At 46.2% G+C, this 20,567-nt stretch carries 14 protein-coding genes and 2 pseudogenes; 3 read left to right on the plus strand and 13 right to left on the minus strand.

The window, feature by feature from the left end; genetic code table 11:
• Positions 1–331: 331 nt before the first annotated feature.
• From ASL11_RS06160 to ASL11_RS06170, 3 genes are all read right to left on the minus strand, one after another.
• Complete coding sequence (locus ASL11_RS06160) at positions 332–877, minus strand: hypothetical protein (protein WP_056611126.1); 546 nt, start codon at positions 875–877, stop codon at positions 332–334.
• Positions 878–926: 49 nt separating this feature from the next.
• On the minus strand, positions 927–2,159 hold the full coding sequence (locus tag ASL11_RS06165) for a TerD family protein (protein WP_056611129.1): 1,233 nt from the start codon (positions 2,157–2,159) through the stop codon (positions 927–929).
• 79 nt (positions 2,160–2,238) lie between these two features.
• Entirely contained in the window at positions 2,239–2,814 is a 576-nt protein-coding gene (locus ASL11_RS06170; RefSeq protein WP_056611141.1) for a TerD family protein, read from the minus strand.
• Positions 2,815–3,078: 264 nt separating this feature from the next.
• Here ASL11_RS06170 and ASL11_RS06175 point away from each other — a divergent pair, with 264 nt between their 5' ends.
• Positions 3,079–3,639, plus strand: a complete 561-nt coding sequence (locus ASL11_RS06175) for a general stress protein (RefSeq protein ID WP_056611145.1) — start codon at positions 3,079–3,081, stop codon at positions 3,637–3,639.
• Between the two features lie 275 nt (positions 3,640–3,914).
• Here ASL11_RS06175 and ASL11_RS06180 read toward each other — a convergent pair whose 3' ends face one another.
• The 3 genes from ASL11_RS06180 to sigJ all read right to left on the minus strand — a co-directional run bounded on the left by ASL11_RS06180 (position 3,915) and on the right by sigJ (position 6,171).
• Positions 3,915–4,286: a GNAT family N-acetyltransferase gene (locus tag ASL11_RS06180; protein WP_063795486.1), complete on the minus strand. Its 372-nt coding sequence runs from the start codon at positions 4,284–4,286 to the stop codon at positions 3,915–3,917.
• Positions 4,287–4,487: 201 nt separating this feature from the next.
• On the minus strand, positions 4,488–5,258 hold the full coding sequence (locus tag ASL11_RS06185; RefSeq protein ID WP_056611148.1) for a hypothetical protein: 771 nt from the start codon (positions 5,256–5,258) through the stop codon (positions 4,488–4,490).
• A gap of 43 nt (positions 5,259–5,301) precedes the next feature.
• Positions 5,302–6,171, minus strand: coding sequence for an RNA polymerase sigma factor SigJ (gene sigJ, locus ASL11_RS06190; protein WP_056611151.1), 870 nt, complete (start codon positions 6,169–6,171; stop codon positions 5,302–5,304).
• Positions 6,172–6,316: 145 nt separating this feature from the next.
• Between sigJ and ASL11_RS06195 the strand changes: the two genes are divergently transcribed.
• Positions 6,317–6,760 carry a carboxymuconolactone decarboxylase family protein gene (locus tag ASL11_RS06195; RefSeq protein WP_082595293.1) on the plus strand — a complete coding sequence of 148 codons (444 nt, stop codon included), beginning with the start codon at positions 6,317–6,319 and terminating at the stop codon, positions 6,758–6,760.
• Positions 6,761–7,031: 271 nt separating this feature from the next.
• Here the strand turns inward: ASL11_RS06195 and ASL11_RS37395 are convergent, their stop codons facing one another.
• The 7 genes and pseudogenes from ASL11_RS37395 to ASL11_RS06230 form a co-directional block, all read right to left on the minus strand.
• Complete coding sequence (locus ASL11_RS37395) at positions 7,032–7,268, minus strand: S-layer homology domain-containing protein (RefSeq protein WP_056611156.1); 237 nt, start codon at positions 7,266–7,268, stop codon at positions 7,032–7,034.
• Entirely contained in the window at positions 7,259–9,799 is a 2,541-nt protein-coding gene (locus ASL11_RS06205) for an S-layer homology domain-containing protein (protein WP_327205088.1), read from the minus strand. Before ASL11_RS06205 ends, ASL11_RS37395 begins: the two co-directional genes overlap by 10 nt.
• A gap of 60 nt (positions 9,800–9,859) precedes the next feature.
• Positions 9,860–10,220 (minus strand): annotated as a pseudogene (locus ASL11_RS38105) (Ig-like domain-containing protein); the annotation flags it as partial.
• 2 nt (positions 10,221–10,222) lie between these two features.
• Positions 10,223–13,359 (minus strand): annotated as a pseudogene (locus tag ASL11_RS38110) (Ig-like domain-containing protein); the annotation flags it as partial.
• A gap of 178 nt (positions 13,360–13,537) precedes the next feature.
• Positions 13,538–16,585 (minus strand): ATP-binding protein, encoded by a 3,048-nt coding sequence (locus ASL11_RS06220; protein WP_056611169.1) that lies wholly within the window; start codon positions 16,583–16,585, stop codon positions 13,538–13,540.
• Complete coding sequence (locus ASL11_RS06225) at positions 16,582–17,727, minus strand: response regulator (protein ID WP_056611172.1); 1,146 nt, start codon at positions 17,725–17,727, stop codon at positions 16,582–16,584. Before ASL11_RS06225 ends, ASL11_RS06220 begins: the two co-directional genes overlap by 4 nt.
• 251 nt (positions 17,728–17,978) lie before the next feature.
• Positions 17,979–18,374, minus strand: a complete 396-nt coding sequence (locus ASL11_RS06230) for a hypothetical protein (protein WP_056611175.1) — start codon at positions 18,372–18,374, stop codon at positions 17,979–17,981.
• 1,222 nt (positions 18,375–19,596) lie between these two features.
• Here ASL11_RS06230 and ASL11_RS06235 point away from each other — a divergent pair.
• The gene (locus ASL11_RS06235; RefSeq protein ID WP_056611178.1) at positions 19,597–20,418 is read left to right on the plus strand and encodes a DUF5677 domain-containing protein; all 822 of its coding nucleotides are present in this window, start codon (positions 19,597–19,599) and stop codon (positions 20,416–20,418) included.
• Positions 20,419–20,567 lie beyond the last annotated feature (149 nt).

The following is a 20,567-nucleotide window of genomic DNA, read 5'->3' on the forward strand; positions in this document are numbered from 1 at the left end:
CCTAAGAATCACTATCTGCCTTCGTTCAGAACTACTCCTTCTTCCCCTCCCCGCCAAATAGAATCGATAACGATGACCCATACAGCTCATACCCGTTGGTACGATTGGCCCGTGTACTAACTGTAGAACTTGACTGGCTACGCCGTCTATTAGACATTTTTTCAAAAATGAAATTCTCTTGTAAGAAACCATTTGGCAGTTATATGACATTTTTGACTAAACTTCTCTTTTCTTGATCTCGTATGTAAAAAGGTGATAAAAGCATGAAAAAATAGACCTCCTTGGCCCATTTCGTGGCAGGTGAGGTCTATTGCTCAGTAATCCCTAGCGACTACTTTGTATTCGTAAGCTCGATCATCTTACCTTGTGACTCCTTGAATATACGTACCAGGGATTGCACCTTATCAAACTCATAATCTCCAGGTCCATAGTTATCCATGAACATTTTCTTCAACAAATCTGTGTAAAAGGTAACTCGTTGCTCAAGCACATCATGCTCGATCTGGATAATTTCCTCAATGGAATGATTGCCAATGAATTCTTCTGTCTTATCAATAGGATCTTCCCATCTGCCCCCTCTACGCTCAGCAGGGTTAGATTCCTCAGGCTCTCTCGACGGCTCCAATTCGATCGATGTTCGTAAACTCGACAAAGCAATATTTTCTTTCGCCAGCATGATTTGAAAATACTTATTTTTGAATAAATCAATAATGACGAGTTTGCATAACTCTCGGTTTTGAAGGAGCATTCCGTCGAAGGGGTGGATGGTCCAGTAACCATTTTTCAGAAAAAGATTTAACTTGAACAGTTCGCTGCCATAGATATATTCGATGTTAATATTAGAATCTGACATGATTTCAAAAGAAAATTCTAACATAGCCTAACCTCCTGCAACGACAACCTCATCGAGCTTCGATTATTGGTTTTTACTTGCTCGCTCTGACCCAACTTAAACCCCAGTCATAGGCTTTATCCAACTCTTGATGCCCCTGAAAGTGCTTTACGATTCGCTCAATACTTAACGTTTCATCCTTCACATTCTGAATTAAAGCGATGGCACACATCGGGAGATCGTTATCATGCTCATCGAGATTAACAATGATATCAGGTCCGCCATTTTGCTTAATTGTGACTATGCCATCCGCCTCAGACCATTTCGACACACCCTCGTAAATGAAGGTAAAAATCAGTATCCGCTTGAAATTGGCAAGCTTAGTTCCATTAATTCGAATGTTCTCTCCAGTTTTAACCGAACCTGTTCGATCATCCCCATCAAGAGCGATATAAGGTTCACGCGTAAGCGATCCAAATGAATTGCCTAGCGCCTGAATTAATCCCTTTCTACCATCTTTAAGTTCGAATAGACAAGCTAAATCAAGATCGATTCCGCTAGGTGATTCCCCCCAGAAGCCACGATTGCCTGCCGGTTGTTGATTCCAATTCAGGTTGATTAAGATTTCGCCTAGACCACCCGATTTCTTCTCGAGGTTGATCTTATCTCCCTTTTTCGTTAATACAATTTTGGAAAGATTAATCTGTGGTCCCTTTTCCGGTATCGGTTTGGGTTCCGGCGGCGCGATCTGAATTTCTGGAGCTTTCAAGGTTGGCTGCTCATTATCTACAACAACACCATAGCTCGCGCATAGCGCTTTAAGGCCTCCAGCGTATCCAGCACCGATCGCACTAAACTTCCACTCACCGTTGTATCTATATAATTCTCCTATAACAATGGCCGATTCTACGGAGAACTGATTGCCCAAGTCATAACGAAGTATTTCTTGCCCTGATGCTTGATTCACGATACGAAGATAGACGCTGCTGACCCCACTGAAGTTTTGACGCCTCGCTTCACTTTCATAGATCGTAAGTGTAAAAGCAATCCGATCAACGTCAGTCAACACTCGTTTCAGATCGATATTCAGTTGTCTTTCATTTGCCTGCTTCTCGATATATGTCATAAAACTATTGCTCGGATTACCGTAAAAGATAAGATCTTCATCACCACGAACCTTACTGTTCTGTGCAAGTAAAAAGGCCGAAGTATCGAGCTCAATTTGATTGGGAGCCTGCCAACCGATAAAGACAGTCAGATTGGTAAGCGATGCATGCACTTTCGTTACATCTACCTTTTGTCCTTTGATTACAGCAACGACGGTCATGTTGACTTCACCCTTCTTTGTAAAAGATGTAAACATAAAGGTGGCAACCAGAAGGCAACCACCTTATACAAGCCAACCTCTAGCTCAAGCCATAGTTCGTAACTAGCGCAGCCAAACCACCTGCGAAACCACTGCCTACCGCTTGGAATTTCCAATCGCTTCCATGACGATAAAACTCACAGAAGACGACTGCTGTTTCAATGGAGAAATCTTCACCTAAATCGTAACGAAGTATCTCATTCTTATTCGCATCATTCACTACCCTTACGAAGGCATGACTGACTTGTCCAAAATTTTGACCGCGTTGTTGTGCATCATGTATCGTAACCGTAATGCCAATTCGACTGATAGCTGCTGGTACTTTAGCGAAATCGATCATGATTTTTTCATCATCACCATCACCTTCACCCGTACGATTGTCTCCAGTGTGAACAACAGCACCATCATAAGCCTTAAGGTTATTATAAAAAACAAAATCTGCTGCTGACTTGGCTTTACCATCTTCATGAAGAAGAAACGCGGAGGCGTCAAGATCGAAATCTCCACCGCCATTATATTTATTGGTATCCCAGCCAAGTCCTACAATGATTTTGGTTAGACCTGGGTTGGTTTTGGTTAGGTCAATGCGTTGACCTTTGGATAAATCAATCGACATGGTTATCTCACCTTTCAGATCAAATAATGGGTATTCCTCATCGCTTCCTAAAGCTAGTATATAGGTTTGTGTGTAGAGATCGCAATGATTGCAATTTTAAAAATCACCTAAAGAGATAGAAAGAAACACCCACGGTTGAAAATCAAGTTTTTCACTCCGATCCAATAAAAAAGTTGTTTAATATTAGGGTATTTGGGGTAAGTAACCATATGCCACAGTCGCTTGAGCGGCTTGCTAACACTCAACTTTCCAGGAGGGATTACCATGAGCAAACATATTATCGGCGTATTCAACACGGAAGAAGAAGCGATTCGCGTTATCAACCAATTGAAGGCAGAGGGATATCACTCGGAGGAACTCTCAGTAGTGGGCCGCAACCGCGGTGATCTGGACCACATCGAAGAAGCGACCGCCACCAAAGCGGAAGAAGGCCTTGCAACAGGCGCTGCGACAGGCGGCGTACTAGGCGGGGTGACGGGGCTGCTCGTGAGCATCGGCGCTTTGGCGATTCCCGGGCTGGGTCCCATCCTTGTAGCAGGTCCAATCGTTGCGACCCTAACAGGTGCAGCTGTGGGGGCAAGTGCAGGCGGACTGGTCGGCGGACTAATCGGACTCGGTATCCCCGAGAAAGACGCGATGCTTTATGACGAATATGTTCAAAATGGCAAAGTGCTCGTTCTTGTAGACGGCGACGCCGAGCGCGCCAATCTGGCGTATCGGATTTTTCGCGACCACAAGTCACTCAATGCGGATACTTACAGTCCGGACTACGGGTACGTAAGCAGCACAGGCTTCCCCAACGATCGCTATCGCAACAACTTGTAAAGCCGGCGCTGTGCCTAACATATCATCAGGATGGCATGTCGACAGATTAACATGTGCATAGCTAAGACCTTCAAGAGGCTGTCTCAAAAGTCAATTTAGACTTTTGGAAACAGCCTCTTTTTTCATTAATGACCGATCAGTAATAAATCTGCTTCCCGCAATCTAGCTGGATTTTCTCCATCTAATTGATGAAGATTTACCCCAAGTCATCCTGAATCCATAAAAATACAAGCAGGCCTGCATCCTCTCGGACGCTAGCCTGCTTGTGTCGAACCCTATCGCTTCATTATGGCGCTGCCTGAGCTATACGTGTCGGAGAACTCGCTCGCCGATTTATCATTATCCCAAACATCGGCATACGTGACGTTTTTCTTGAATTCCTCCAACGCGAAGGAGCAGGAAGGGATAATCTTGCGTCCTTTATCGCGGGCTTCGTGGACGACCACGTCCAGCAGCTGTTTACCCAGTTGACGACCACGGTAGCGCGGGTCCACGTAGGTATGATCAATTACCCAGGTATCGGTATCGACCAGCCTGTAAGTAATCTCGCCGACCGTACCTGACAGCGTGCTGAGGATGAAGGCGTTGCCTTGCTTTTGTAGGACAATTTCCTCCTCAGCTTCGTGAAACGTGTTGTTTGCTTCCATAGTGAAACACCTCCTGAAGGATATGATGCTTGTTTGTACTTATTACCCTTTAGGAGAGGCGGTGAAACAAAGAATCGGAATGGAAACCAGCTGCGCTACGCGGTTGTACTCCATCCACTCGTTGGCGATGTCGACGGCCCACGCTTGTATTTCATGTCTCTTAATATAGATTCATAGGTAGGAAAGAATAGAAAAGTGTACCTAGTATTTATATGGAATAGTATCTCCGCTTGAACCAGCAGCATTTAACGAAGTACCTCCTTCTTTTCTCTGAACACGATAATAAGTAATTCTTTCACCACTTGTACCTGTCTTATGCCATTTTTCAATAAGTTTAACCCTATAATCTCCGCTGCCTATCTTCTCAACATCTGTGGACCGAGTCACCACATAATCTTCCTTTATTGTTTCAATGACTTTGTTTAACTCATCTGGAAAAAGAGAGTTATACGTTCCCTTGGATGACACGGCAAACTGAGCAGCTTGATTCGCCGTGAACTTAGCATCTTCTTGCTTCCAATATGGGTGATACAGAATAAAACTAAATAACGCAAAACATAATGGTAAAAGTGAAACGATAACTAATGTCTTTCTTGCTTGAAGGAATTTTTTATACATTTCATCAACAATGAAAAAAAGTAAAGAAACAGCCCCTCCAAATACTAATGTCCTTACATTCATAAACACTAAACCACCTATTGCACCAAAAAGTATATGTAAGACTCCTGAAAACAACCTCATTATCTTCACATTAGCTTTATTGAGTAAACTTTCTATTAACATCGACACACCAATCCCATATATAAATACAATTGCAAAGGTATAAAGAGAGTAGATGAACATTCCCAACCAAATATTCGCAAGGTACCCAAACGTATCATTTTGCAATTCATTATAACCATCTAGAAATGAGAGAAATAATACGAAATAACTTGAAGAAAAAAAGGCGGAAAGCACTTTTCTTTGTAACAAGATAACTCCCCCCTTCCCATTTTCAAACGTATACAAATGAAAATTAGTAATGCCCCGACCGAATTTTATCTGGATTAATAATGAAATATACATGTTGAAAATACGAACCCTGCGATTCCATTTGCAGCATCAGCAAAGAAACTGGCTTCTCTTTCTCATAAAACACCACAGCTGGTTGCCCGTTCAAAATAGTCATTTTATACGTCAAGTGTGTATACCGTTTGGCAGAAACCCCAACCAAAAAAGACACCACACGTTCCCTGCCATAAATCGGATTGATCGCTGTGCTAACTTTCCCGCCTCCATCGGATACCAGAATTGAAGTGTCTGTCAATAATCGAACTAATGTGCGCGAATCTCCTCTTTGAAACGCAGTCACAAACTGTTCCACGAGCGACGCATGCTGCCCTTGGCTGACTGGTGTTTTTAAGAGCTCCGGATCCAGTTTCTTTTTAGCACGACTGTAAATTTTACGGCAGTTAGCCTCCGATTTGTCCAACAGCTGAGCGATCTCTGCATACGGATAATCATAAGCCTCCCGCATCACGATAATCGCTCTTTCCAGCGGCTCCAACTGCTCAAGCACAATCATAAAGGCATAGGACAGCGACTCACGTTGCTCCACCAACTGATTCGGCTGCTGCCAAACTTCGGAACTTGGTTCTGGTAACCATGTTCCGGGGTATACCTCCCTTTTCTTCCTAGCTGATTGCAATATATTTAGGCACCTATTCGTCGTAGCACGTGTCAGATACGTCTTCACATGCTCAATCCGATCCAGTTTGTCATGAACATCCAAGAACAGTTCCTGAACAACATCTTCCGCATCCGAAACTGACCCCAGCATATGGTACGCCACGGATTTCAGATATGAATAATAGGTGGTATAGACCGTTTGAAAATGTGTGGTCACAATATTCCCCTTTCTGATAGGCAGGTTCATCAACTATATGCAAATACGTCAAGGCAGATGTTATTAACGATTTTTTTGTCACGAAAAGTTACCCTCAATTGTCTAGATCACATTAACCAAAACGATAAGAAAAGAGGAGATTATGATGAGTACCCGATTCGATTATTACAAAGCCTGTCCTGAAGCAACAGAAACGATGTTAAAGCTAGAAGAGTTCGTAAAAAGTAATGGACTGGATGCCAAGTTATACGAGTTGATTAAGCTGAGGTCGTCTCAAATCAATGGCTGTTCTTACTGTATTGACTCTCATACGAGAGACTTAAAGAAACTAGGCGAGACGGACCAGCGTCTCTATTTGCTTTCAGTATGGAGAGAGGTCCCTTTTTATACCGAGAAAGAATGTGCCGTGTTGGCATTAACCGAAGCAGTGACCCTAATTGCAGATGCAGGAGTACCAGATGAGGTTTATGAACAAGTGAGGAAAGAATTTGATGAGCGTCAATTCATGGTGCTGCTTATGGCTATAAACACCATTAATAGTTGGAATCGAATTGGAATCGCTACACGCTTACTGCCAAACCGCAAATAGAGGTTATGAAAAGGGTGCTGTGAATGGTGAGGTACAGATGCCATCTCCTGCTTACAATCTATAATAACACTGATTTACAAATTTAGGATAATGGTAGATATCCAAGGCTGCCCTAGTTGTACATGTCAATGCCGTGCTCCGTGCTCGCCACCACACAAAATAAAAGACACCCGCAAGGGTGTCTCTTGTTTTTGAACGTCTATCTCCATACCGTAATTCATATCTCCGATTTCTACTTCAAACGAGGATAACGAAACTTCTACTGCTCCGCTTAAATCAGACCTGATTTTTGCAATAATCTCTGCATCATCGTTGCCACCTCAGCTCGGGTCATGTAGCCCTTCGGCGCAAGTAAAGTCTCGTTTCTTCCAAAAACAATGCCAGCCTGCAAATTGTCCGCAACGCTGCTGTGCGCCCATGAGGACACTCCTGCCGCGTCTTCAAACGGACGAAGTATAGCGTCTGCCGATTGTTCAGACAGCTCGTCTTTCAAACCGGTTAACGCCATCGCTTTGGCAAGAATACCATGGCTTGCTCTCTCGTGATCGTGTCGTTCGGGCGGAACGTACCGTCTTCAAGACCACTGATCAACCGATATGAATAAGCCGTATTGACCGCACTGCTGTACCAATCTGCTGGTTTCACATCCGAGAATGGCGTTGCTCCATTCTCCAGCTTAAGGCCTAATCCACGAACAATGATGGCTGTAAATTCAGCACGGGTGATTTCTCGGTCAGGACTGAACAGGCCGTTACCCGTTCCGTCGACGACCATCCGAGATCCCATGTCGTTAACAGCAGTTTTACCCCAGTGATCCACCGCATCGCTAAATTCGAGCGGATGCCATACGACTGCATACGTACTGTTGGTCAAGCTGTTGATTTGGGCCTCATACTTCCCATCGATATGTTGGACTTTTGTCGGCACATGACGCACTGACCCATCCTCTTCAACTACAACGCCGGTAGTAATCTTGCTCGGATCAACTTCATCTGGAATGGCAATCGTTCTTTCCACATAGGCGTCGAATTTCGTTACTTCAACGATTTTATCGCCATAGATGGCTCTTACCGTAAAGTCCAGTGGTTGAGCGACAAGCGCGAATTGGCCATTGCCTGCAGCGCTATCCACAACCTTCAACGTATCCGTTGTCGGAACCGCGATTTCAATTCGCACTTTAATGTCTTGCAAGGCTATTAACGCACCAACCTGCTCGGATATAGCGCCTATATTGATTTGTCGAGCTGGAAGCGTGTAGATCGCATAATCGGTTTTGAACTCCAGAACGGCTTGCTTGTTCTCCATGTTCTTCACCATTTGACCGTTCAGTTCGCCAACGAAGATATCGAATTTTTGGCTGATCGGAATCGTGACTACGGCATGTTGCCCTTCAGCTGCAAGCTTCTCATCCAGCTTTTTCTGATCCACAACTACCGTCATTTCGGTCTGATTGTCTCGCGTCCCGATCTTAGCGGTTCCCGCATTCTCGACCTTCCCATTAACAAGAATATCAACGCCCGTACTCGTATCGACTGGTGTCGTTGGAGCGGAAGGTGGAGATGGCTCAGAGGGCTCAGATGGCGTAGTAGATGCTCTCGGAATGACGGCGTTCGATTCTGCGGAAGCTGCACTTTTCCCCGCACCGTTGATCGCTTTTACCGTAAATGTATAGCTTGTTTCATTCGTCAATCCTGTGAAGGTTACCGGACTTGATCCTCCGATAATGACTATATTTCCCGGAGAAGCAGTCACTTCATATTCGGTAATCGTACTTCCACCGTTATCGCTAGGAGCCGTAAACGTAACAACAGCTTGTCCGTTACCCGCGACCGCTGTCACATTGGACGGCTCTCCCGGGATCGTTGACGGAGTCGCGCTTATTTGATTCGATGCCGCGCTTAAGCCGCCTAAGTTTTCTGATTTTACCACAAAATAATAGGCGGTGCCGTTAACCAGATCTTGTACGCTATAGGTAGAAGATGTGACTGTCGCTACTTCGACGATACTAGTTAAATCTTCATCCATTGCCATATAAATGTGGTACTTCGTCGCGTCCGATACGGTATTCCAGCTCAGCGTAATTTGACGGTTGCCTCCGTCAGCCGTAAGGTTTTGCGGATTTGCAGGAGCATTCGGCAAGTTCACAGCTTGCGTTACGACAAACGTTACAGGCGTCATGTAATCTGCGGATACGGTGACCGTTGCCGTGTAGGTATCTGCCAGCAAACCATCCTTGCTATGAATGTCAAAGCTTGTTGATTCGCCGCTAGTTAACGTAGAATCCGGCTGTGTGATTACAAAATCGTTAGCGTTTACGCCGCTAAGCGTAACCGACAGGTTCGCTAAATCGCCAGTACCGGTATTCACAATGGTAACGGATCTCGTTTCTTGGGTATCCGATACGTATCCTTGAGTAAGGGCCGTTAATGTTTGATCCGTTATTGTAGAGATTGTATAGACAGGAGCTGCCATCACGGTAATCGTCGCTGTCCCTTTTTTGCTAGTATTCACCGTAGACGTGGCAGTGATCGTATAGTCGCCAGGCGTGGTATCAGCTGCTACGGATACTTCACCCGTGCTGTTCACCGCCACCTTTGCGTTGTTGCTCGTCCACGTGACCGTCGTCGCCGCTCCGCCCACCGCATCTACCGCAGCTGTGAGTTGCTTGCTTCCTCCTTGCTCCACGCTTGCCGTGCTTGGGCTGACGGTTACGCTATTGATCGCTGGCGCTGCCGTGACTGTTATTGTCGCTGTTCCTTTTTTGCTAGTATTCACCGTCGATGTGGCCGTGATGGTGTAGTCGCCCGACGTGGTGTCCGCCGCTACGGTTACTACTCCTGCACTGTCCACCGACACCCTCGTGTTGCTGCTCGTCCACGTGACCGTCGTCGCCGCTCCGCCCACCGCATCCACAGTAGCTGTGAGCTGCTTGCTTCCTCCTTGCGCCACGCTTGCGGTGCTTGGGCTAATGGTTACGCTGTTGATCGCTGGCGCTGCCGTGACCGTTATTGTCGCTGTTCCTTTTTTGCTGCTGTTCACGGTCGACGTGGCCGTAATTGTATAGTTGCCAGGCGTAGCATCTGTCGCTACGGTTACTTNTTTTGCTGCTGTTCACGGTCGACGTGGCCGTAATTGTATAGTTGCCAGGCGTAGCATCTGTCGCTACGGTTACTTCCCCCGCACTGTCCACCGACACCCTCGTGTTGCTGCTCGTCCACGTGACTGTCGTCGCCGCTCCGCCCACCGCATCTACGGTTGCTGTGAGCTGCTTGCTTCCTCCTTGCTCGACGCTTGCCGTGCTTGGGATCACGGTTACGCTATTGATCGCTGGCGCTGCCGTGACTGTTATTGTCGCTGTTCCTTTTTTGCTGCTGTTCACGGTCGACGTGGCCGTAATTGTATAGTTGCCAGGCGTAGCATCTGTCGCTACGGTTACTTCCCCCGCACTGTCCACCGACACCNATTGTCGCTGTTCCTTTTTTGCTGCTGTTCACGGTCGACGTGGCCGTAATTGTATAGTTGCCAGGCGTAGCATCTGTCGCTACGGTTACTTCCCCCGCACTGTCCACCGACACCTTCGCGTCGCTGCTCGTCCACGTGACCGTCGTCGCCGCTCCACCAACTGCATCTACCGTAGCAGTGAGCTGCTTGCTTCTTCCTTGCGCCACGCTTGCCGTGCTTGGGCTAATGGTTACGCTGTTGATCGCTGGTGCTGCCGTGACGGTAATCGTCGCGGTTCCTTTTTTGCCGCTATTCACCGTCGACGTGGCCGTGATTGTATAATCGCCAGGCGTAGTATCTGCCGCTACGGTTACTTCACCCGCGCTATCCACCGTCACCTTCGCATTGCTGCTCGTCCACGTAACCGTCGTCGCCGCTCCGCCTACCGCATCCACCGTTGCTGTGAGCTGCTTGCTTCCTCCTTGCGCCACGCTTGCGGTGCTCGGGTTCACGGTTACGCTGTTAATTGCTGGCGACGCTGTGACCGTGATCGTCGCTGTCCCTTTTTTGCTGCTGTCCTCTGTCGAGGTGGCTGTGATGGTATAATCCCCTGGCGTGGTGTCTGCCGCTACGGTTACTTCACCCGCGCTGTCCACCGTCACCTTCGCGTCGCTGCTCGTCCACGTGACCGTCGTCGCCGCTCCTCCCACCGCATCTACCGTTGCTGTGAGCTGCTTGCTTCCTCCTTGCACAACGCTGGCGGTGCTCGGAGTGACGGTTACACTGTTCACAGCCGGAGGCATGGCCGTAACGGTGATCGTCGCTGTCCCTTTTTTGCTGTTATTGAACGTCGAGGTTGCCGTAATCGTATAATCCCCCGGGGCCGCACTAGCCGCAACGGTTACTTTACCCGTGATGTCCACCGACACCTTCGCGTCGCTGCTCGTCCACGTAACCGTCGTCGCCGCTCCTCCCACCGCATCTACCGTAGCTGTGAGCTGCTCGCTTCCTCCTTGCACCACGCTTGCGGTAATCGGGCTGACGGTTACGCTGTTGATGGCCGGTGCTACCGTGATGGTGATCGTCGCAGTCCCTTTTTTGCTGTTATTGAACGTCGAAGTCGCCGTAATCGTATAATTACCCAGGGTCGCATCAGCCGCGACGGTTACTTTACCCGAGCTGTTCACCGTCACCTTGTTAGTGACGTCACTGCTAGTCCACGTGACCGTCGTCGCCGCTCCTCCCACCGCATCTACCGTAGCTGTGAGATTCTTGCTTCCTCCTTGCACCACGTTTGCGGTAATCGGGCTGACGGTTACGCTATTGATGGCCGGCGCTGCCGTGACGGTGAGCGTAGCTGTCCCTTTTTTGCTGTTGTCCACCGTCGATATTGCCGTGATCGTATAAGTACCCGTCGCGGCATCTGCCGCGACAGTTACGTTACCCGTGCTGCTCACCGTCACCTTATTGGCAACGTCGCTGCTTGTCCACGTGACCGTCGCAGCTGATCCTCCCACCGCGTCTACCACAGCAGCGAACTGCTTACTTCCACCTTGTACGACGGAAAATCTAATCGGGCTGACGAACACGCTATTGACGGTAGGTGGTATGACGGTAATCGTCGCTGTTCCTTTTTTGCTGTTATTTACCGTCGAGGTTGCCGTGATCGTATAATCACCAAGCGTGGCGTCTGCCGCAACGGTTACATTACCCTCGCTGTTAACTGTCACCTTGTTAGTGACGTCACTGCTTGTCCACGTAACCGTCGTTGCCGCTCCTCCCACCGCATCTACCGCAACTGTGAGATTCTTGCTTCCTCCTTGTACGATGCTTGCCGTGCCTGGAGTGACGGCTACGCTATTTACAGCCGGAGCCGGTAAGTTAGCCACCCGAAGTTGTTCTATTACACTGTTTTTCTCCTGCCACGCTACGAATAAACCATTGTTCAGTGCGGTTATCGCAGGAAAAAAAGCGGTTTTCGTATTATCCACGATAAAACCGTTTAAGCCAAGTTCGGCGCTCGACCAAGCAGTTCCGTTATACTTCTTCGCTCGAATTTTAAATACGGGGATTGATCCCGCTCCTACCATTCCGGAATCTTCTGACCACACCGCATATAAATCATGATTAGCAGCTGCTAATTTCACATAATTAGCTCGGAATGCGGTACTAACGTTGATGCCATACTTCCCACCACCGTCAACACTTGACCAAACGTTACCGTCGTATTTCTTTACCCGAATTTGGTCGTCCGTCGTCGAATCGACCGGTTCATGCCAAGCTACGTACAAGACGCCGTCAACCGTGGCTAACGTCGGGTAGTACGCATTTTTCCCAGTTGCTATATTTAACCCAGTCGGGCCGCCGCCATCGATCGTCGTCCAGCTCGTTCCGTCGTACTTTTTCGCCCTGAGCTGATTAATAACTCCGTACTGTTCCGACCATACCGCGATTAATTCATTTCCCAATACGGCCAAAGCAGGAAAAGCCGCGGCTTTGGCTGGATCTATATTTAATCCATTCGTACCTCCGTCGACGCTTGTCCACTCCGTGCCGTTATACCTCTTCACGTAAATTTTACCCAGTTCTGACCACGACGCATACAGAGCATTATTGTATTCAACCAAAGTAGGAAAGTTAGCGCCCTTTGTCGCATCCACGTTAATTCCGGTCGTGCTTTCTCCTTCGGCGCTTGTCCAGCTTGTTCCATTATATTTCTTGACCCGAATTTGACCGTAGGATGATGTAACTTCTTCGACCCATGCAAGATATAAAGAACCGTTAAATACGGCCAGAGTCGGTCTCATTCCCTCTTTGGCCGGGTTCATGTTTAATCCGTTCGGGCCGTTGCCGTCGATGCTCGTCCAGCCCGTGCCGTTATATTTCTTGACTCTGATTTGATTGAAGTATGTGATGCCCGGAACGACTTTTTCTTGCCAGGCGACATAAACTTCGCCGTTCCATACAGCCATGGCAGGGTATTCCGCCCGATTGGCTGCATTCACATTAAGGCCATTAGGACCTCCGCCGTCGATCATCGACCAGCCAGACGCTGCGGAAGCTGTGCCACTGTTGAAAAGAAGCGGTAACAAAAGTATAACGGCGAGTAATACATGTACCGTTTTGCGTAATCTATCGTTGGTCTTACTCCTTCTCATTGCCGGAATCAATCTGCATCTTCCTTCCAAATTATCGTTCTATCGCATATCCCTCATTTTCTACCTCAGCATATCTGACAGCACCTTAAAGAAACCTTAAAAATCGACAATTTTTCCCATAAAAAACAGGCCTCATCTTAAAAGATGAGAACCTGTTAGGTAAATTGGCATCACGCAGTTAAACCGACGAAGCAGGGATGCAAATGGTGACTTTCGTGCCACGCCCTAGCTCACTATCCAGTTCCAACGAAATACCATATTCGTATTTCAACCGCTTGTTAATATTCCTCAAACCGACTCCCTGCGATTCGTCCGCATCGGGCCTTTCTAGCAGCGTCTTCAATCGTTCAGGCGCGATTCCTACGCCGTCATCGGCTACGACAAATTGCCACTTCCCATCCGACTCTTCCGCCGTCAATGTCACCGTGCCTCCTTCAATGCGATCGCCGATGCCGTGACGAATCGCATTTTCGACCAGCGGCTGCATCAAAAGCGGCGGCATGCGTAAACCATAGGCAGCCTCTGCGATATCGAATTCGAAGCGAATACGATCTTTGAATCGAGCCCGCTCAATCTCGACATACGTTCGAATCAGACTGAATTCTTCTGCAAACCCGATGCGTTCCTCCGCATTGCTGAACCGAAAGCTTCCTCGCAAATAATCGGCTAGATCGGCGATCATCTTTCTCGCTCGTTCCACATCCTTATAACTTGATGCCACAATACTGTTCAGAACGTTATATAAGAAATGAGGCTTAATCTGCGATTGCAAAAAAGCCACTTCCATATGGATCGCTCGGCCGAGCGATTCCTTCATCGCGAGCAAGCTGCCGATTCTTGCCTTAAGCTCCTCCACATCGAACGGTTTTGACAAGTAATCGTTAGCCCCCGCTTGAAGTGCTGCAACCTTATCCTGGGGTTGAATCGCCGCCGTCACCATCAGAACGGGCAGCTCCAGCAACGAATATCGTTTGCGAATCTCTTGACACACTTCATAGCCTGACATCCCCGGCATCATCAAATCCAAAATGACAAGATCGATCCTGCCCGTTTGATCGAGTTGCTCCAGCGCCTCATACCCGTTCTTGACTGCGATCACGCGATAGTCGAGGGCTTGAAGCGCGTCCAATAAGACTTTCAAGTTAACAAACTGATCATCAACGATCAGAACCGTATGCTTGCCTCTCGAATTCGTAAAATAAGGCGTAGCAAAGGAATATTCGATTTCTTTGGGGACGACCATGGGAGTTGAATAGGACGATGTTGCATCTCTTCGTTGTTCGGAGATTGGAAGCGTGAATGTAAAGGTCGAACCGACTCCAGGCGTAGAAGTAACAGAAAGCGTCCCTCCTTGCAGTTCGACCAGTTGTTTTGCAATCGGCAGCCCTAATCCGAAGCCACGCTGCTGTGAACCCTCAAGTGATTTGAATGGCTCAAAAATCAATGGAATATCCTGGGCCTCAATGCCTTTTCCTGTGTCGTGCACCGCAATTTCGAGCCTGCCTCCATGTTCTCTGCCCGTAATGACAATCCTTCCATTCTCCGTATGCTTAATTGCATTGTCCAGCAAATTTCCGATAACCTGACTCAAGCGGATTTCATCAGCCAAAGCGGAGGATAACTGCGCAGGCACAGCGTTCACCAGTTGAATATGGTTTTCCGTGCACAAATAGGAATAGAAGCGCACTTGCACCTCTGCGACCGAACGAACATCGATTGGAGCAGGAACGATTCTCAGTTCACCTAGTTTCAGCTTGGATAAGTCTAAAATATCGTAAACGAGCTGCGAAAGCTTCCTCGTAATATCAGTTATCAATTGCAGCTTTTCCCGTTGTTCCGCAGTTGGTGGATGTGTGGTATCGTCCAACATGGACCGAGAAATATTCATCACTCCGTGAAGCGGCGTCTTGAATTCATGCGAAGTTCGGGCCAGAAAATCGTCCTTCAACTTGTCCGCTTGCATTAATTGCCCTGACAATTCTTCGATTTTATGGAAAGCGTTCGAGAACCGGAGCGACATCAGCAAAGCTAGCATCAGTAGAACTAGAAAAGGTTCCACCGGCGCAAGTGAATAGATGGGCACGCCGAAGTACACGTTCATGTTCTGGTTCAGCACCAGCACATTCAGAGCCATTGCCGCCACGGCCAAATACCCGCTTCCAGCTACCTTGTGCAAGGCCGTATATACGAATACATACGTTGCGTACAACAACGAGAAAGTCACGTAAAACGACGTGAACTGACGAACTGGCCCTGTTGTAAGCTCGGTAGCGAAGCCGACATGCAACACCGCAAGTATCCCCCCCACAGCCAGCCCGCCTCGAGTGAGCCATTTATAACAGTAAGGCCGGAAAGCCGTGTATACATAAAGGAAAAATCCAACACCTACGCCAACTGTCAATACCATCTGAATTCGGAAATATAGCCAGAACGGAATCGAACCGACCGCAACAAATAATACTCTCTCACCGCTGACGCTTGTAAAAGCAGCAATGCATACGCAAACGATGCCAAGCACCACAAGTGATAAATCGTCCCTACGTTGGGAAAATAAACCGATAAAATATAATCCCATGATCAAGAAGGCGGTTAACGCGATCCAATCATGAGCTGTCGCACGATCACGAATCCCGGCGATTTGCTCGGCCTTGCCCAGTAGTAGAGATTCGCCGATCCCACTGCTTACATGGAATTCATAATTTGCCACCTGAACCAGAATGTCATTCCAGCCCGGCTGCAACGTGAAGTAGCTGACATACGGTTTATTAAGCGCTTTGTATTGCTGCTTCTCGGCCGGATTTCCGCTTGTTCCAACGATTTGGCCATTGACGATGAGCCGATTCGAGATCAGGATAGCCGCTGTTTTCAAACCATACACCGCGCCAGCGTCGCCGATCCGAATCTGTAATCGATAAGTCGCCATGCCAAGCGTATCCATCTTTTTGGACCATGATCCAGGAACCTGAATCATCTCAGGTGTTAATCCCCCTGCAGTGGCAGAAGATGGAGAAGGCTGACTGGTGAATAGTTGATCTGGATAAAGCTCCCACTGCCCATCCAGCCGAACGACTCCTTCCTCCTCAAACTTCCAAGCGGATAAGTCCATCGCCCCTTTTACCGCTACAGGCATTGGATTTTTATGAGTAGAGAAGTAAGCCAACAACAGCCCATAGGTTGCAATCAACAGAGATAAAGTAATAAGCGCTGCCGCAACTTTTTTCCTCATCGCGCTTGCTCCATCATGTCTTTCGTTTGTTGGAATAGCCGTAATGTCTCTTCCTCCAGCTCAGCTCCCAATTGAAAGCGCACCGCTTGCTCCAAATGCAAGCATATCCGATATGCCTCATTTCGATTGCCCATCTTCAGATGCAGCTTGATCAACTCACGTCCGTCGATCTCGGAGTCAGGGGCAAGTGACAATAGCTTTTCCATGCTGTCCACCGCAAGCGTACGATTACCCTTACTTTGAAAATGCCCGTACCATTTACGTAGTACACGAACATACGTGGCTTTGATCTCCAACTGTCTGGCGGTAGCCCAACTGAAATCGCAAGCTTCCATATATTCGCCTGTGTACATCTGGTTCATTTTGTCATAGGACCGTTCATCCATCTCCGCTTCGGCCCACGTGTTGCTCAGTAACTGCTCAAATTCGGTTACATCGACCGTGCTCCCATCCAAAACAGCGACGAATCCTTGATCCACTTTGCGTATATGGATTGGAATCTGTTGTTCCCCCAAGCTTCTTCTTAAATAGGACAGGCATGTATATAAATACGTTTTCGCCTTGTTCAAATCGTACCCCGGCCATAACGCCTCAATAATCGAAGCCGTATTCACAGACTTTCCTGCATAATGGATCAGGAACGCGCAAAGCTCCTTTTCCTTCTTCGTTTTCCATGTTAGCACCTTGTTCTCGTCACTCGGCAACCCAATATGGAAGCCTCCTAGGCAGTTAACAGTCGGGGCGATGCTTGCGCTTTGGTGCGCCTGAATGACGAACTCGGATAAGGATTGTTTAATACGCACAACCGTATTCTGCAATCTATCTATCGTAAAAGGCTTCAACAAATAGTCCATCGATTGAATTTCAAACGCTTCGACCGCATATTCCGCATAGGCCGTTGTGAAAACGATCGGCATGCGAGGGAACATGCTTCTGATTTTTCTAGCAGCCTCCGTGCCCTTCATTCCCGGCATCTGAATATCCAGAAACACTGCATCCACAGGAGAGTTAGCTAACGCTTCAATCGCTTGAATCGGATTCATATACCTTCCTACTATGTTGATATTTCCTATTTGTCCGAGCAAAATTTCCAATAAATCCAGCGCATCTTCTTCGTCATCAATGAGCATTACACGAATCATCGACCTTGGTCTCCTTACTTATTGCAAGCATTTCCTTATAAGAAATTTCGACAAAAAGTGAGGTGAATCCTTTATTTTCTGCTCCTAAAGCTACACGCTGAATTCATGAAAAAGCTGCTCAAGCTCCGACTGTAAAAGAAAAAGCAGCCATCACAGAGGAATCTCTGCGACAACTGCTTCTCAGTTCGAGGACTACGTAGGTAAGCGAGACACTCATGAGATTTCAAGAAGTTCATCGTTATTTTCATATTTTATCTGTTTATACTTTCAGTTTTGCTGCTATTTGTCTTTTCGATACTTTTAGGTAAGAGCATAATTATTAGGACAGCACTTACAAAATCAAGCGCAGCTACAACAATAAAATTAATCGGTAGATGGTACATAGCCGTTAAAGTAATTGTAACGATACATACGAATATTCTACCGATGACCGTCGATTTAGCAAATTGTATATTATTTTCCAAACCTGAACGAACGTAATAGAAACCAATACATAAAAGGAGCATACCAAAGAATTGAAGCCATACTGTTGCATCATCATTAAACTGTAACATTGGTTGCACTAACTTGGGTGTAAAAAGAAGGGAACCCCCTAGAATAATAATGTAGATTCCATAATAAAACATTAACTTTGAGACCTTATACATTAAGATCGCCTCCTAACATTTTTTATAAGTGCGCTAGTCAATACTCAATCCATAGCGAATACGTTGATGATACCAGTCTTTTATTCAGTATTATGAATACGAATAAACAGAGTCAAATAAGTAACCGTTTTTACAATCAATATCTATATCATGCAATATGCTAGCCTTCTGAATAGAATCATATATCTTTTGTACCTCGCCTTTGCCTAAAACAACTTACTCGTATTTGTTTATAGTGCTTACCAAATTCTTCGTATAAATAACCTCAGATGTAACTTTCACCTTTAAATCCACCCTAGCACTAGAGCATAAGATTCTTCCTTATTTGGATGAATAGTTAAATTGTACCATGTGTTCATGATTTGTGGAGAATAATGTATTATTTTGCAGGTCTTTATTCATGGAAATACAAAGAAAAAAAGCTTCCATTTATGGAAGCTACATTAAATGAGTACATTTGCTTTGCGTATTTGATTATAAGTCATGATCTCCTTATCTCATAATAGGAATATCTTTGGACTGCCTGAAATTCACTTCTTTGAACTATGCGAATAATCCAATTAACATCAACATCCAAAACAAAGAACCAATTGCTATTAACACCCATTGTCTTTTTGTAAATTTATCTCTAACTTCTTGATCTAGTTGAACCTGCTTCCAATATAAATTCAATACATATTGAGCATAAACGAGTGCCGTGCTCCCTCCGCTCACGCTCCGGTCCGCGCGGGCGAACCCTCGAGGGGTTCAACTCCCTGCTCACCCATACAAGCACAAGAAAAAAGCACCCTCTGTGACTTGAATCATTTCCTTGCCGCGGTTTGAATCATTTTTTTGCCTAAAACCAGATGATATTAGGCTATTCCCATTCATCTAAATAAGAATTTGAAGCATTTCTTTGCCGCAAGTTCTAAATTTGAAGCATTTCTTTGCCACCGGTACTAATTTGATTTTACGTCGTTTCTTTCATTAGAATCTATATATAATTACCCACCGAATAATGAATACACATCGATACTTTAGCCATTGAGTGTAAAAGCCTTTAACTACTTGGATTAAATCAATTTGCTTACGGTCTGTAGAGTGTGATATCCCAAATTGTCCAAAGTAAATAAAGTAGACTGACGACAATTTATACATCTGACAGGATAATTAAAGACCTCACACAATAATATGTGGTAAACTTTACTTACGCAAATATACCAATAAAGGAGAAATACGGATGACTGAAACAGAAGAGCAAAATCCTTTACTCGATTCACTAAGTCAGACCATTCTGTACGCAGATAAGCTGTTGGAGGAAGTAGCTGAAAATGGAGGACATTCTGAAAAAGAAGTCATCATTTTCGCATTGTTTAGGCAGTTAATCGAGCAAGTAGACGGCATTTTCATCGGTGGGGATCATAACAACTTAGAAGTAATCAGAGCATCGGTAAGAAATGCATTCGAAACCAATTTAGCTATTGAATATATTTATCAAGACCCGGCGCAACTAACCGATCGGGCTTTAAGCTATAAGGTTGGTTACATTAATCAAGACATCGAGTGGTTTCAAATGGCAATTGATGAAAGGACCTTAGAGCCAGAGGTTACTGAGGCAACCCTCCTTACAAAAAAAGCATTACTTGAAGCCCAGTTAATCACGCCAAGTTTGACTCATATAACAAATGAATGGAACACAGTAAAAAGCGCCTTAAGACGCGGTATACCGAAATGGTACTCGTTATTTGGTGGCCCATCAACTATCTTCGCTTTAGCACAACGCGTAAACATGGAAAATGAATACAGAACGATTTATGCTGGACTTTCCGCTACAGCGCACGGCACGACAGCACTTACAAATGCTACCTTGGAAGATGCAACTGGTAGAGTATTACTTTGGCCTCTAAGAGACGTAGATAAAACAAAGGAAGAAACCCCGATCATATTAGGGCGCTCATTTCTTCTTGGTATGATAGCCAAGCTAATTCTAAATTATCACACTCATAAAGCAGCTGAATTCGCAGTATTTTTAGATGAATGGATAGAACCAACCGCATCATAAAGAAGGAAATCAAAAACAGCGATAGTCACGGACTTATTTTTTTCGTCCGTGGCTATCGCTGTTTTGATTTCTGGAATCAGTCTAAAACTTATTTTATGGACTCTAACGCTTTGACGGTTCGAGAAGCTGTATGGAATAAAGACGTCCTG

Origin of the sequence: Paenibacillus sp. Soil750, from assembly GCF_001428045.1 — a bacterium.
GTDB lineage: Bacteria > Bacillota > Bacilli > Paenibacillales > NBRC-103111 > Paenibacillus_E > Paenibacillus_E allorhizoplanae.